This window comes from Mesorhizobium sp. WSM2561 (assembly GCF_000513915.1).
Taxonomy (GTDB): domain Bacteria; phylum Pseudomonadota; class Alphaproteobacteria; order Rhizobiales; family Rhizobiaceae; genus Mesorhizobium; species Mesorhizobium muleiense.
Genome location: NZ_AZUX01000029.1, coordinates 32811 through 47423, shown reverse-complemented (window position 1 = coordinate 47423; position 14613 = coordinate 32811). Strand labels below are relative to the sequence as shown.

The 14613-nt window shown below is 62.4% G+C and carries 14 protein-coding genes and 1 pseudogene; 11 read left to right on the top strand and 4 right to left on the bottom strand.

Going from position 1 to position 14613, the window contains the following annotated elements:
• Nucleotides 1-62: 62 nt before the first annotated feature.
• On the top strand, nt 63-320 hold the full coding sequence (locus M727_RS0123170) for a DUF982 domain-containing protein (RefSeq protein WP_023798420.1): 258 nt from the start codon (nt 63-65) through the stop codon (nt 318-320).
• A 271-nt stretch (nt 321-591) separates the two neighbouring features.
• On the opposite strand, the gene M727_RS40320 is transcribed toward M727_RS0123170, so the two are convergent.
• The gene (locus tag M727_RS40320) at nt 592-750 is read right to left on the bottom strand and encodes a hypothetical protein (RefSeq protein WP_084646846.1); all 159 of its coding nucleotides are present in this window, start codon (nt 748-750) and stop codon (nt 592-594) included.
• Between the two features lie 202 nt (nt 751-952).
• On the opposite strand from M727_RS40320, the gene M727_RS0123160 reads away from it, so the two are divergent.
• Nucleotides 953-1924, top strand: a complete 972-nt coding sequence (locus tag M727_RS0123160; protein ID WP_027154646.1) for a glycosyl transferase family 90 — start codon at nt 953-955, stop codon at nt 1922-1924.
• 35 nt (nt 1925-1959) lie between these two features.
• Here the strand turns inward: M727_RS0123160 and M727_RS37120 are convergent.
• A pseudogene (locus M727_RS37120) lies at nt 1960-3002 on the bottom strand (aldo/keto reductase).
• Nucleotides 3003-3257: 255 nt separating this feature from the next.
• Between M727_RS37120 and ppk2 the strand changes: the two are divergent.
• Nucleotides 3258-4178 carry a polyphosphate kinase 2 gene (ppk2, locus tag M727_RS0123145; RefSeq protein ID WP_027154645.1) on the top strand — a complete coding sequence of 307 codons (921 nt, stop codon included), beginning with the start codon at nt 3258-3260 and terminating at the stop codon, nt 4176-4178.
• 272 nt (nt 4179-4450) lie between these two features.
• Here ppk2 and M727_RS0123140 read toward each other — a convergent pair whose 3' ends face one another.
• Nucleotides 4451-5095 (bottom strand): dihydrofolate reductase family protein, encoded by a 645-nt coding sequence (locus M727_RS0123140; RefSeq protein ID WP_027154644.1) that lies wholly within the window; start codon nt 5093-5095, stop codon nt 4451-4453.
• 310 nt (nt 5096-5405) lie between these two features.
• Nucleotides 5406-6437 carry a porphobilinogen synthase gene (hemB, locus tag M727_RS0123135; protein ID WP_027154643.1) on the bottom strand — a complete coding sequence of 344 codons (1032 nt, stop codon included), beginning with the start codon at nt 6435-6437 and terminating at the stop codon, nt 5406-5408.
• Between the two features lie 202 nt (nt 6438-6639).
• Here hemB and M727_RS0123130 point away from each other — a divergent pair, with 202 nt between their 5' ends.
• The 8 genes from M727_RS0123130 to ribD all read left to right on the top strand — a co-directional run bounded on the left by M727_RS0123130 (nt 6640) and on the right by ribD (nt 14515).
• Entirely contained in the window at nt 6640-7683 is a 1044-nt protein-coding gene (locus M727_RS0123130; RefSeq protein WP_027154642.1) for an enoyl-CoA hydratase/isomerase family protein, read from the top strand.
• Nucleotides 7680-8102, top strand: coding sequence for a DUF6163 family protein (locus M727_RS0123125; RefSeq protein ID WP_027154641.1), 423 nt, complete (start codon nt 7680-7682; stop codon nt 8100-8102). Before M727_RS0123130 ends, M727_RS0123125 begins: the two co-directional genes overlap by 4 nt.
• Before the next feature lie 255 nt (nt 8103-8357).
• Nucleotides 8358-8873 carry a winged helix DNA-binding protein gene (locus M727_RS0123120; RefSeq protein WP_027154640.1) on the top strand — a complete coding sequence of 172 codons (516 nt, stop codon included), beginning with the start codon at nt 8358-8360 and terminating at the stop codon, nt 8871-8873.
• A 359-nt stretch (nt 8874-9232) separates the two neighbouring features.
• On the top strand, nt 9233-10486 hold the full coding sequence (locus M727_RS0123110; RefSeq protein ID WP_023798410.1) for a L,D-transpeptidase family protein: 1254 nt from the start codon (nt 9233-9235) through the stop codon (nt 10484-10486).
• Between the two features lie 311 nt (nt 10487-10797).
• Entirely contained in the window at nt 10798-12111 is a 1314-nt protein-coding gene (gene glyA / locus M727_RS0123105) for a serine hydroxymethyltransferase (protein WP_027154638.1), read from the top strand.
• 81 nt (nt 12112-12192) lie between these two features.
• Nucleotides 12193-12780 carry a hypothetical protein gene (locus M727_RS0123100; protein WP_348627179.1) on the top strand — a complete coding sequence of 196 codons (588 nt, stop codon included), beginning with the start codon at nt 12193-12195 and terminating at the stop codon, nt 12778-12780.
• Between the two features lie 134 nt (nt 12781-12914).
• A complete protein-coding gene (nrdR, locus tag M727_RS0123095) occupies nt 12915-13391 on the top strand; it encodes a transcriptional regulator NrdR (protein ID WP_023798407.1) in 477 nt (158 codons plus the stop codon).
• A 2-nt stretch (nt 13392-13393) separates the two neighbouring features.
• Nucleotides 13394-14515 (top strand): bifunctional diaminohydroxyphosphoribosylaminopyrimidine deaminase/5-amino-6-(5-phosphoribosylamino)uracil reductase RibD, encoded by a 1122-nt coding sequence (gene ribD, locus M727_RS0123090; protein WP_036263101.1) that lies wholly within the window; start codon nt 13394-13396, stop codon nt 14513-14515.
• The last annotated feature ends 98 nt before the right edge of the window (nt 14516-14613 follow it).

Sequence of the window (14613 nt, the reverse complement as noted above, 5' to 3'; positions counted from 1 at the left end):
GTGATTGCGGTGGCAACCACTTTCGCGCTCGCTTCGCGAGCGGCGATGGCGTAAGAGCGGCGATGGAAAACAACCGATTTGAAACACCCGTGACCGTCAAGGGCGCGGCGGGAACCACTCAGCTCTTGCGCACGGCCCGCGAGGCTTCCGACTACCTCCTCAACAACTGGCCCGGCAAGCGCAGTCCAAAGCATCGCGAAGCGCTGCAGGCCTGCCATGATGCGCTGGCCGGCGACAAACCGGCAATGATCGCAAGGCGTGCCTTCATCGCCGCCGCCCGCGAAGTGAACGTTTTCGTCAGCGACAAGGCGCCGGTCTGAAGACGCAGCGAAATCTGATCTGATCCGCCTCGCGGGCCGGGTGCGCCTTTACTAAGGGGCAATCGCTTCAGCTTCGCGTTGCCCCTCATTGCCCTGCCCGTCCTCCGCAGCAGCTGCGCTGCAGCTGCGGAGGGTGGACCGGGCATTTCTCACCGGACGGGGAGAAAGCGGCCTGCACGAACGGTTTCGTCAATCTCCGGCGTTGCAGAAAGCGCGCCAAGGTTGCGGCCAGTTCCCTTCTCGCCGTCACTATGAAGCGATTGCCTGCAGTTTACTCTGCGGTTTCCGTTTCGCTCTCGGACGTGGTCTCGTCTTCCGGCTTCGAACGTTCCTTGGCTGCAACCTTGGCCGCTTGCTTTTCCGCCTTTTTGGCAGCCTTCTGCCGGTCGCGTTCCTTGCGTTCCTGACCGTAATTCGGTGCTCGCGCCATATCTCTTCCTTTCACAATCCCAAAGGTTCTTAGCCCTGCCTAGGAGCATTGGGCTCCAAACACAACACCGCAAAGAGCGATCGGCTCCATAGACAGCCGGCAGGCCGGCTGAACACGGTTCCGTTGCTTGCTAGATAGCCGGCACAATGGTGTAGGAGGCACCGGGGGGCAAATCACAAGCCGACTTTTCGCCAAGTGACCGATGGCCACCCTTCAAAGAAACGCACAGAAACTATTCTACTATGCGCGCAATGCCGTGCGCGATATCGCACCGCAGGCGCTGTTCCGCCGCAGGCTCGCCGGGCTGCTCGATCAGCCCAGGCTTTCGGACGGATCGGTCCGCGCGGGTCTCAACTGCTACAACAGATTGCAGGACGCTTTCGCGCCGAGCGGCGGGGCCGTGCCGGTCAGCCGGCTACCGAGAGGCCGGAGCATGTATTACTACGATCTGAAGGAATTTACCCGCTACTTCGATCCCGATTTGCGCATCGATCTCGAATTCGGCGACGTCGTCGACGTGCCAGCGATGCCGTCGATCGTCAAGGATCGGCCGATCGCCGGCGACAACAGCAACGGGATCCTGTTCAAGCTCAACAAGTTCCGCCACTTCCACATGCCCGCCGACGATGTAGCCTTCGCGGACAAGCTTCCGGTTGCGGTGTGGCGCGGCGAGCTCAACAACCCGATAAGGACCTTGCATCTGGACGTTGCGCGCGATCTGCCCTTTTGCGATGTCGGAACGCCCAAACCGACGGCAGCGCCGGAATATCGCAAGCCTTATCTGAGCATCGACCAGCAGCGGCGCTGTCGCTACGTCATTTCGCTCGAAGGCAACGATGTGGCGACCAACTTGAAATGGGTCATGAGTTCGAATTCGCTGTGCCTGATGCCGCCGCCGACATATGAGACATGGTTCGCCGAAAGCGAACTCGTGGCTGGTGTTCACTATGTGCCGCTCGAACCTGATTTCACGGATCTTGCCGAGCGGGTGCAATATCTCGAACGCCATCCGACTGAGGCCGAACGCATCGTTGCCGCCGCCAACGCCTATTGCCGCAAGTTCGCCGACGAGCGGGCCGAGCAGGCGATCTGCTTGCTCGTGCTCTACAAATATTTCGTGCTCAGCGGCCAGATCGAGCCTGATCCCGAGGTCTGGCGTTTTATCTCAGGCTAAGCCCGCGGCGACCTTCGACCTGATCCGGATCGTTGTCAGATATCTTCCCGGTCAAGAACCAGATCGGCCGGACCAAACCGGTCTTTTGCCGTGAATTGCTGGTGCCAATAGGGGTAGAGAACGGGCGGGCGGCTCACAGCGTCGAGGCGTGCGCGCTCATCGCCGGTCAGCACCAGACTGGCTGCGGCGATATTGTCCTTGAACTGCGCTTCGGTCCGTCCGCCGATCACCAGCGAACTGACCGCGGGCCGGCCGAGCAGCCAGGCAAGCGCCACCTGCGCCGCCGAAACGCCATGGTTCTCGCCGATATGGGCAAGCACGTCGACGATCCGCCACAGCCGGTCCTCGTCGCGGATCGGCGGTTCGGTCCAGCCGCTGATCTGGCGGGCGGTGGCCTGGTCGCGGTGGTATTTGCCGGACAGCAGTCCACCGGCGAGCGGGCTCCACACCAGCACGCCAAGCCCCTGGTCGACCGAGATCGGCAGCAGTTCATATTCGGCTTCGCGCGCTTCCAGCGTGTAGTGGATCTGCTGGGTGACGAAACGCGGCTGGTGCTGGCGGTCGCTGACCCCCAGCGCCTTCATCACCTGCCAGCCGGAATAGTTGGAACAGCCGACATAGCGGATCTTGCCCTGGCTGACGAGTGTGTCGAGCGCGGCGATGGTCTCTTCGAGCGGCGTCGTGCCGTCCCATTCGTGAAGGAAATAGATGTCGATGACGTCGGTCCTGAGGCGTTTCAGGCTCTTCTCGCACTCGCGGATCAGATGGTAGCGCGACAGGCCCTCATCGTTGGGGCCGTCGCCGATCCGCATGCGCGCCTTGGAGGCGATCAGCACATCGCCCTTGCGTTTGCCGTCGAGCGCTTCGCCGATGATCTCTTCCGAAAGCCCGTTCGAATAGACATTGGCGGTGTCGATGAGATTGATGCCGGCGTCGATGCAGAGGTCGATCATCCGGCGTGCCTCGTCGAGATCGGTCTTGCCGACCGCGAGAATGCGCCGGCGCCGCCAAAAGTCATGGTGCCCATGGTCAGCGTCGAAACCTTCAGCCCGGAACGGCCGAGTGTGCGGTATTCCATGTCAGATCCTCGCGATTGCGTTGAAAAGGTGCTTTGAAGGTTGCTCGGGGAAACCTGGCATTTGTAGGACAATTCGAGCCGCTTGTCGTGTGTGCCAGGGAGGCTGATCGATCACATCTCGCGGAGTTGGGCGACCGGCGTGCGGGCCGGCTGCAATAAAACCGTCATTGCCGGCCTATATGCAAGTCGGCTCAAGGTGTCCGATCTCGGCCCGCAGGCCGAGGCCGACGCGGGCGTGCACGCGGAGCAGCATAAATGACCGAAGCAAAACAGAATTCTCCCGCCAGGGACTGGCTGGAAGCGGAACTCGCCGACACGCTCGACGAGGACTACGAGCTGGAGATGTCGGAACCGGCGCTGTCGCTGGAAATCGCCAAGATCTACAAGAACGCGCATCCGCCCTCGATGGATCGCCTGCAATACTTTCGCGACCTGATCACGCTGCAATCCGAATTGATCAAGCTGCAGTCCTGGGTGGCTTACACCAGGAAGAAGCTGGTGGTGGTTTTCGAGGGCCGCGATTCGGCCGGCAAGGGGGGCGTCATCAAGCGCATCACCCAGCGGCTCAATCCGCGCATCTGCCGCGTCGTCGCACTTCCGGCGCCGACCGAGCGCGAGAAATCGCAATGGTATTTTCAGCGCTACGTGCCGCATCTGCCGGCAGGCGGCGAGATCGTGCTGTTCGACCGCTCCTGGTATAACCGCTCCGGCGTCGAGCGTGTGATGGGCTTCGCCGAGCCGGACCAGGTCGAGGAGTTTTTTCGCGACGTGCCGGAGTTCGAGCGCATGCTGGTCCGCTCCGGCATCACCCTGGTCAAATACTGGTTTTCCATCACCGACGAGGAACAGCAGATGCGCTTCCAGATGCGCATCCACGATCCGATGAAGCAGTGGAAGCTGTCGCCGATGGACCTGCAGTCGCGCGTGCGCTGGGAACAGTACACCAAGGCCAAGGAAGAGACCTTCGCCCGCACCAACATTCCCGAAGCCCCCTGGTTCATCGTCGAGGGCAACGACAAGAAGCGGGCACGGCTGAACTGCATCGATCATCTCCTCAAGCAGGTGCCCTATGAGGAGGTGCCGCACGAGGAGATCACGCTGCCCGACCGCGTCTTCAATCCCGAATATGAGCGCCAGGTTCTGCCGCGCGAACTGTATGTTCCGGAGAAGTATTGATTCATGGTTCCCTTCTCCCCGTCACTATACGGGGAGAAGGTGCCGGCAGGCGGATGAGGGGCTGCGCCAACCTCGACAATTTGCCCCCCAATGTCACTGCATGGGGACAAAAATTATTCTGATGCATATTGCGGGAGGGCGTACTGTCCGGCAGCTTAACCTTTGATCGATTGCGCCGCCACTCATTGCCCTGCCGGGCATTTCTCCCCGTATAGTGACGGGGAGAAAGGGGCCTGCACCGAGGCTTTCGCCAACAGAGCAGACGAAACTTCCTAATCGCGCTCGATGGTGACATGCATGGCATTCGGCGTGCCCACCTGCTCGCTGCAGCGGTAGCCGAGTTTGACCATGTCGATGCCGGCAAAAAGGTTCTCGCCTGAGCCGAGCAGCATCGGCGATATCGCCAGATGCATGTCGTCGATGAGCTTTTCCCTCAGATATTGCCGGATCGTGGCGACGCCGCCGCCGAGCCGGACATCCTTGCCGTCAGCCGCGGCTTTCGCCTTTTCCAGCGCCGAGTGAATGCCGTCGGTCACGAAACGGAAGGTCGTGCCGCCCTCCATGACGATAGGATCCCGCGGATGGTGGGTGAGCACGAAGACCGGCACATGGTAGGGCGGATTGTCTCCCCACCAGCCTTTCCAGGTGTCATCGGGCCAAGCTCCGCGAACCGGCCCGAACATGTTGCGGCCCATGATCCACGCGCCGGTGTTTTCGAAGCTGCGCGTTACGAACGCGTCATCGGTATCCGCGGTCCCGCCATCTTCGCCGGACATGTTGCGGAAGGTTCGGGTGCCGAACATCCATGTGTGCAGGGCTTCCCCGCCGACGCCCAGCGGCTCTTTCAGGTCCTGGCCGGGACCGGCGCCGAAGCCGTCGATAGATACGGTGAAAGCGTTGACGCGAAGCTTTGACATGAGGACCTCCCTCTAATCCAGTTGTGAAATGCAAGCAGTTGTTTTTACCCAGACCGATTGCATTTTGCAAGCGGTATTTTAGGAGTGGAGGTGGCGGGGCGAAGGGCTGGCCGCAACCTCGGCTCGCTTTCTGCAACGTTGGAGATTGGCGAAATCCTTTGCGAAGGCCCCTTTCTCCCCGTCACTATACGGGGAGAAATGCCCGGCAGGGCAATGAGGGGCAGCGCAAACCTGAAGCGATTGCTCTGCGACGGCCATGTCGCGCTTTGGACCAACGGATGTTACCCGACGTAGGCGCTACAGATGCGCATCATCCCTTCAGCATCGCCGCCACCTCGGGCGCGAAATAGGTGAGAATTCCGTCGCAGCCGGCGCGCTTGAAGGCGAGCAGCGATTCCAGCATCGCCTTGTCGCCATCGATCCAGCCATTGGCGGCGGCCGCCTTGATCATCGAATATTCGCCCGACACCTGATAGGCGAAGGTCGGCATCCGGAATTCGTCCTTCAGCCTGCGGATGATGTCGAGATAGGGCAGGCCGGGCTTGACCATCAGCATATCGGCGCCCTCGGCGAGGTCCTGTTCGGCCTCGCGCACGGCCTCGTCGGAATTGGCGTGGTCGAGATAATAGGTCTTCTTGTCGCCCTTGAGCAGGCCGGCGGTGCCGACCGCCTCGCGATAGGGTCCGTAGAAGGCGGAGGCGAACTTCGTCGCGTAGGACATGATCGCCACATCCTGAAAACCATTGGCGTCGAGCGCATCACGGATGGCGCCGATGCGGCCGTCCATCATGTCGGACGGGGCAATGATATCGGCGCCGGCCGAAGCCTGGATGACGGCAGCCGCCGTCACCTGCTCCACGGTCTGGTCGTTGACGATGATGCCGTCACGCAAGATGCCGTCGTGGCCGTGCGAGGTGAAGGGATCGAGCGCCGCATCGGTGATGATGCCGATCTCGGGCACCGCGCGCTTGATGGCGCGCGTGGCGCGGTTGATGACGTTTTCCGGATCGAGGATGTGCGAGCCGGTTTGGTCGCGCAGGCCGAGCTCGACATTGGGGAAGGTGGCGATCGCCGGAATGCCGAGCTTTGCCGCGCGCTCGGCCTCCTTGACGGCAAGGTCGAGCGACAGGCGGAAAACACCAGGCATGGCGGCGATCGGTTCGCGCATATTTTTCCCATCGATGACGAAGATCGGCCAGATAAGGTCATCGACGCAGAGCCGGTTCTCCTGCACGAGGCGGCGCGACCAGTCGGCCTTGCGCATGCGGCGCAAACGGCGGCTGCCGGTGATCTCGTCGACGCTGCGCGCGCCGGCAGGCTTTGCTGGGGTGAATTTGTTCATCGCCAAAACTCCGGATTGGCGGCTTTTAACACGAGCCCCCGCCGCTGACCAATGCGGCACGATAGTGCCAGGCACAAGCTGGATACGGTATACGAGTTCCCGACCGTTGTTGCCGGACAGGATTGCGGCTTGGCATTGACGCAGCCATGCGCCACGCTTTAGCACTTCAGTCCCGGCGGCGCGGGGGAGGGATACTTAGGCAATGGATTTTGGCGGCGGCAACGACATCCGCTTCGAACGATCGGGCAGGGCCGGCGTTGTCACGCTGACGCGGCCGCAGGCGCTCAATGCCGTCACCCATCGCATGGTCAAGGCGCTCGACAAGGCGCTGCGCGCCTGGGAGCGCGACGACGGCATCGATGTTGTCGTCGTCAAGGCCGAGGGCAGGGCGTTTTCGGCCGGCGGCGACATCCTCCACATCTACGAGGCCGGCCGGGCGGGAAAGCCGCCGGTCGATTTCTTCGCCGACGAATACCGGCTGAACGCCCGCATCGCGCGGTTCGAAAAACCCTATGTCGCGCTGATCGACGGCATCGTCATGGGCGGCGGTGTCGGCATCTCCTTCCACGGCTCGCATCGGCTGCTGACCGAGAACGCCCAGTTCGCCATGCCGGAAGTCGGCATCGGCTTCTTCCCGGATGTCGGCGCCAGTCATCTGCTGCCGGGCCTCGGCGGCAGCTTCGGCATGTATCTGGCCCTGACCGGAAACCGCATCCGCTATGGCGACGCTTTGTGGTCGGGCCTGGCGACGCACACGATCAAGGCGCAGGACCAGGCCGGCTTTCTCGACCGGCTGGTTGCGACAGGCGACCCTGAAGCGGCGCTGCGCGGCTTTTCCGTCCCGGCCCGGCGCGAAACGGACAGTCCGACACTGGAAGCCATAGCTCGCCATTTCGCGCAGCCGTCGCTGAGCGACATCATCGGCAGCCTGGAGCGCGCCGCACCCGCAGACGCGTTCGCGGCAAAGACGCTGGCGACGATCCGCACCCGCTCGCCGACCAGCCTGCATGTTGCCTGGCGCGAGATCAGCGCCGGGCTGACGCTGTCGATGGACGAATGCATGCGGATGGAGTTCCGCATCCTCAACCGCATGCTTGCCGGCCACGATTTCTACGAAGGCATCCGCGCCGCCATCATCGACAAGGGCTCGACGCCGCAATGGCGGCCGGCAGGCATCGACGACGTCAGTGCTGCCGACGTCGAAGCCTATTTCGCTCCGCTCAGCGAACGGGAACTCAAGCTGTGAGCGAGGTCACGTCGAGACGCGTCGTGCTCCAGCCCTCGACGGTCGAGGTCATCTTCGCCTGGTTTCAGCGCGTCATCTCAGGCTACTGTCTGTTGTTCGGGATTTTGTACTGGATCCGGCTGATCGGCTTCTATCCCGGCTCGTTGTGGCGCTTCGACCTGATGCCGGTGCATTGGCAGGTGGCGGCGGTGACGCTCGCCGTCTTCTTTCCCTTCGCCGCAGCCGGTCTGTGGATGCTGGCCTCCTGGGGGCCGGTGATCTGGTTCATCTGCGCGGCGACCGAGACCGTCATGCATGCCGGCTTTCCCGAACTCTTCGGTCACCGGCCGCTGATCCTCGCCTCGCATGCGGCGGTGGCGCTGCTCTACATCGTCTTTCGCGTGGTGATCTGGATACAGAAGCGCCGGAGCCGGCAATAGAGCATCGGACCGATGCTCTACAAGAATAGCCCACGCGTCCGGTTGTACGGGCAAATTACCGCCCGGATTCATTGGCTAAATCTTTAGGTTAATCGTCCTTGTTCGGGTGACCCTTCGTTAAGCCTCTTTCGAAACCTATTACCGGTAAGCTCTTGTTAGCCCTAGCGTTTAAGTCGAATTTTATGAGTATTCGATAGTGTCGCGATCAAGGTGAAAAACAAAAAATCACCAGGCGACAAACGAGAGGCAAAGACAATGATCAATTCCCGTCCGGCGGCGAAGACCGCCAACGTATCCGATGACCGCCGCGAGGCGATCCGTTCGCTGTACATGGAATCGCTGCAACTGGTGGAACGGCTGCACCGCCGCCTGCTTGACGTGATCAAGGACGAATTCGACCGCAACGGCCGTTCCGATATCAACGCGATCCAGGCGCTGCTGCTCTTCAATATCGGCAATTCGGAACTGACCGCCGGCGAGCTGCGCTCGCGCGGCTATTATCTCGGCTCGAACGTCTCCTACAATCTGAAGAAGCTGGTCGATCTCGGCTTCATCAACCACCAGCGCTCGCGCATCGACCGCCGTTCGGTGCGGGTCTCGCTGACGCCGAAGGGCAGTGAGGTGGCGGAAGTCGTCGCCGGCCTCTACGAGCGCCATGTCGGCTCGATCGAGCAGGTCGGCGGCATCAACACGGAAGAATTCAAGCAGATGAACCGCGCCTTGCAGCGCCTCGACCGCTTCTGGAACGACACCATCGCCTATCGCATGTAAAGCATGTCCATCGCATGCAACCGCGCCACAGGCGCGGTCGGGGAGCGATACAAAAGACCGGTGCCGAAAAGCATCGGTCTTTGCGTTTCGTGAGGCCAGCCGATCCAAATCGCGGTCAGGGTCACGTTGCCGCCATATTCCCGGTGGAAGCGAGAACGCGGGTGATGTTGCGGCGCGAGCCAATCCGTCTCCCCGCCAACCGCCTCAGTGAAGGCGCGTCGCGCCCGGCGCGTTCTCGACAGAAGCGATTGGGGCATGGTTGGCTAATTGTTAAGGGCGCCAACCTTAGAGTGGGCCGAGCCTAGCATGCGGGCGGATCGCCCGGTGAAAAAACTGTTACAGGACTATCTGGAGCGTACATGAGAACCAGTCGCCGTTTCTTCCTTTCCGGAGCCTCCGCGTTGGCCGCGACGATGGTTGCCGGTGGCGCCAGCGCGCAGGACGTGATCGCGGACATCCTGAAATCCTCGGGCCGCGGCAACTGGAACGACCAGTTCGACGCCCGCGCCAGCGAGGGCGGCAAGGTGGCCTCGACGCTGCCGATCGTCAGCCTGCAGACCGTTGCGTACACCGAGCAGGCGATCGCGCAGTATCAGAACATTGTCGCGCAGGGCGGCTGGGAGCGGGTCCCGGACACCAAGAAATTGCAACTCGGCGTCATCGATCCCGACGTGGTGCCATTGCGCAGGCGCTTGATGGTTTCGGGCGACCTGGCGCAGAGCGCCGGCCTTTCAGAGGCCTTCGATTCCTATGTAGATGCGGCGGTCAAGCGCTTCCAGGCGCGTCATGGACTGCCTTCCGACGGCACCCTGGGCCAATATAGCTATGCGGCGATGAATGTCTCGGCGCAGGTCCGGCTTGGCCAGCTGCAGACCAATCTGCAGCGGCTGAACGAACGCGCCGGTACGCTGGGCAACCGCTATGTATTGGTCGATATCCCTGGCGCCCAGATCGAAGCGGTCGAGAACGACCGCGTCGTGCTGCGCCACACCGCCGTCGTCGGCAAGATCGATCGCCAGACGCCGATCGTCGATTCCAAGATCAACGAGATCATCGTCAATCCTTACTGGAACGCGCCGGTCTCGATCGTGCGCAAGGACATAATTCCGCTGATGCGGAAGGACCCCAACTATCTCAAGGACAGCAAGATCCGGCTGTTCGCACCGGATGGCAGCGAGGTCGATCCACTGACTGTCGACTGGTCGACCGACGACGCGGAGAAATACCGCTTTCGCCAGGATCCGGGCGCCGGCAATGCTATGGCCTCGGTCAAGATCAATTTCCCGAGCCCGGACGGCGTCTACATGCACGACACGCCGCAGCAGAGCCTGTTCGGCAAGATGATGCGCTTCGATTCCTCGGGCTGCGTGCGCGTCCAGAACGTGCGCGACCTCGTCACCTGGATCCTGCGCGACACGCCGGGCTGGAGCCGCCAGCATTTCGAGGCGTCGATCAAGAGCGGCGAGAACATCCCGGTGCAGGTCACCAATCCGGTGCCGGTCTTTTTCCTCTACATCTCGGCCTGGTCGACGGGGCCTGGCGTCGTGCAGTTCCGCGACGACATCTACGGGCTCGACGGAGCCAACGAGCTGCAGATCACCTCTGCGCTCTAAGCCACTGATGTTATTGAATTGATGAAAGGCCGCCATCGAGGCGGCCTTTTTGATGTGCGCCAGGCATGGCGCGTGGTGCGCAAGCACCGTTTGGCCGGGATGGTAGCCGGTCAATGACTTGGAGGTGAAAGTCCTCTGCTGGCCCAGGTGGCGTCGCGAAGCCTTGCTGAACGGCCGGCAGGCGAGGAAATAGGTTGGCTCTTCGCCTCGCTGCCGCAATCCGACCAGCAAATTTCGCGCCGCAAACGTGGCGGGGCGAGAGCAACTGTGTTAATGGCGCGGCAGACCCCCGGACGACAAGGATCTCAAGCATGGCAACAGCAGCGGCAGTGTCGAACAAATTCGAATCCTTCTTCGAAACCACGCTTGCCGATGCCGATCCGGAGATTTTCGGCGCGATCCGCAACGAACTCGGCCGCCAGCGCCACGAGATCGAGCTGATCGCATCGGAAAACATCGTCTCCCGCGCCGTGCTGGAAGCGCAGGGGTCGGTCATGACCAACAAATACGCCGAGGGCTATCCCGGCAAGCGCTACTATGGCGGCTGCCAGTTCGTCGACGTGGCCGAGGACCTGGCCATCGAGCGCGCTAAAAAACTGTTCGGCTGCAACTTCGCCAACGTCCAGCCGAATTCCGGCAGCCAGATGAACCAGGCGGTTTTTTTGGCGCTGCTGCAGCCCGGCGACACCTTCATGGGGCTCGACCTGAATTCCGGTGGCCACCTGACGCACGGTTCGCCGGTCAACATGAGCGGCAAATGGTTCAAGGTCGTTTCCTACGGCGTGCGCAGGGACGATCACCTGCTCGACATGGACGCTATCGAGAAGACCGCCCACGAGACCAGGCCGAAGCTGATCCTGGCCGGCGGCACTGCCTATTCGCGCGTCTGGGACTGGAAGCGTTTTCGCGAGATCGCCGACTCGATCGGCGCCTATCTGATGGTCGACATGGCCCACATCGCCGGCCTGGTCGCCGGCGGCGTGCATCCGTCGCCGCTGCCATATGCCCATGTGGTAACGACCACCACGCACAAGTCGCTGCGCGGCCCGCGCGGCGGCATGATCCTGTGCAATGACGAGGACATTGCCAAGAAGATGAACTCAGCGGTGTTTCCAGGCCTGCAGGGTGGTCCGCTGATGCATGTCATCGCCGCCAAGGCGGTGGCCTTCGGCGAAGCGCTGAAGCCAAGCTTCAAGATCTATGCCGAGGGCGTTGCCGCCAATGCCAAGGCGCTGGCCTCCAGCCTGCAGGAAACCGGCCTCGACATCGTCTCCGGTGGCACCGACAACCATCTGATGCTGGTTGACCTCAGGCCGAAGAACGCCACCGGCAAGCGTGCCGAGGCAGCGCTTGGCCGCGCCAACATCACCTGCAACAAGAACGGCATCCCATTCGATCCCGAAAAGCCGTTCGTCACCTCGGGCGTGCGCCTCGGCACGCCGGCCGGCACCACGCGCGGTTTCGGCCAGGCCGAGTTCCGCGAGATCGGCAAGCTGATCGTCGAGGTGCTGGACGGGCTCAAGGCCGCGAATTCCGATGAGGGCAATGCAGCCGTCGAAGCCGCGGTGAAGGCGAAGGTGGCCGCGTTGACGGATCGTTTTCCGCTCTATCCCTATCTCGGTTGAGCTCACGCAAAGTGTCGTCCCTTATCGGCGGACGAGAAGCACTTTTTCAGCGGGGACGGAGTCCGGACAGGAGCCTTGACGATGATGCAGATTTTCGGTGTCGCTGGCTTGGGCGCGCTTGGCGTGCTGGTCACATTGACCACCTTGCCGTCCGCCGCCCTGGCACAGTCTGCGCCCACCCCGGCCGCACCGAAGACCGAAACCTTCGGCAACTGGTCCACCACCCTGGACGAGATCGATACCGGTGAGGATCTGCGCAAAACCTGCGTCGCCTCGACCGCCTTTCTCGACGCGAGCGGTACCAGCGGCACGCTCACGCTTGCCATCTCGAATGGTGATGCACTGCCGCCCAATGGCTATCCGACCCTCGTCATCGCCATGAAGAACAAGGACTTGCCGACTGGCGAGAACATTCCGGCGGTGTTCGGCGATGGCAACGGCAAGGTTAAGGCGACCGTCGATGCCATGGCCGGTGCCAGCGGAAAATGGATGTTGAACAACAAGCCCGAGATCAGCTTGGCGCTGCTGCGTGCCATGCGCCGCGCCAGCGCGCTCGACGTCATATTCGCCGACACGCCGGTCGCGACCGTATCGATGGACGGCTTCACCAAGGCCTATCGCAGCCTCGGCGTGTCATGTGGGTTCCCGACTGCTGACGTCGCGCCGTAATCGGCCAGTATTGCCGTTGATGCTGGCAATTTTCCCCGCACCTCGCTATCTCTGAGGCGCGACCCGATACTTTGCCATCGCGGCAAAAACCTCTAAGCCTTCGCTCCACGAGAATCGCGAACACAAGGCTGCCCATGCGCTGTCCCTACTGCCAGTCCGAAGATACGCAGGTGAAGGATTCGCGCCCCGCCGAAGACGGCGCGGCGATCCGCAGGCGGCGCGTCTGCCCCGATTGCGGCGGCCGCTTCACCACCTTCGAACGGGTGCAGTTGCGCGACCTCGTTGTGGTGAAGAAGTCCGGACGCAAGGTGCCGTTCGACCGCGACAAGCTGCTGCGCTCGGTCGAGATCGCCGTGCGCAAGCGCAATGTCGATCCCGAGCGCATCGACCGCGCGGTGACCGGCATCGTGCGCCAGCTCGAAAGCTCCGGCGAGACCGAGGTCGCCTCGGGCGAGGTCGGCCGCCTGGTGATGGAGGCACTGAAGTCGCTCGACGACGTCGCCTATGTGCGCTTCGCCTCGGTCTATCGCAATTTCCGCGAGGCCAAGGATTTTCACGACGTGCTGGGTGAACTGAAAGGTGACGAGCTCAAGGAAGAGGACGCCGGCTGAGCATGGCAAGGCGCAGCCAAGCCGAGCAAGAGGTTCTTGATCGCCGCTTCATGGCGGCGGCACTGAGGCTGTCGCGGAAAAACGCCGGACGGACCTCGACCAACCCTTCCGTCGGCACGCTGATCGTGCGCGACGACGGCACCGGGCCGATGATCGTCGGCACCGGCGTCACCGCTGTCGGCGGCCGGCCACATGCCGAGACCGAGGCGCTGGCCGAGGCCGGCGAGCTCGCACGCGGCGCCACCGCCTATGTCACATTGGAGCCCTGCGCCCACCATGGCCGCACCCCGCCTTGCGCCAGTGCACTGGTCAATGCCGGCGTCGCGCGGGTGGTTGGGGCTGCGAGCGACCCCGATCCACGCGTGTCCGGCAACGGCTATGCGATCCTGCGTGCCGCCGGTGTCGAAGTGGTCGAAAAGGTGCTGGTGGCAGAAGCCGCCGAGCAGATGGCCGGCTATCTCATTCGATCTCTGAAAAAACGTCCGGAAGTGATCCTGAAACTTGCGCTTTCCAGCGACGGCAAGATCGGCATGGAAAGCGCGGGGCAGGTCTCGATCACCGGCGACATCGCCCGGCGCGAAGTCTATCTGATGCGCGCCGAAGCCGACGGCGTACTGATCGGCATCGGCACGGCGCTAGAGGACGATCCGGCGCTGACGGTGCGGTTGCCGGGGCTGGAGAACCGCTCGCCGGCGCGCATCGTGCTCGACCGCCAGATCAGGCTGCCGGAGACGTCGAAACTGGTCGCCGGCGTCGACCGGGTTCCGCTCTATGTCGCCGCCTGTGCCGAAGCCGACCCGCAGCGGCGGGCCGCGCTCGAACGCGCCGGCGTGCGCTTCATCGGCACCGAGACATATGAAGGCGATATCGCGCTGCCGGAACTGCTCGAGGATCTGGCAGCGCTCGGCATGGCCAGCGTGCTGGTCGAGGGCGGCGCCAAGGTGGCCAAGGCCTTCCTCGCCGAAGGGCTGGTCGACCGCATCGTGCTGTTCCAGGGGCAGGAGCCGATCGGCAGGAGCGGCATTGTATCGCCCATCGACGCCGACCATATCCCGGCAGGATTTCGCAAATTGCGCGACATGCGTTTCGGCGAAGACAGCTACGCCGAGTGGATAAGACCATGATCCCAAAAAGTGGGAACCGGTTTTTGGACAAGAACATGGTCAAACTGAAAGACATGATCCCGAAAAGTGGGAACCGGTTTTCGGAAAAGATCATGGCC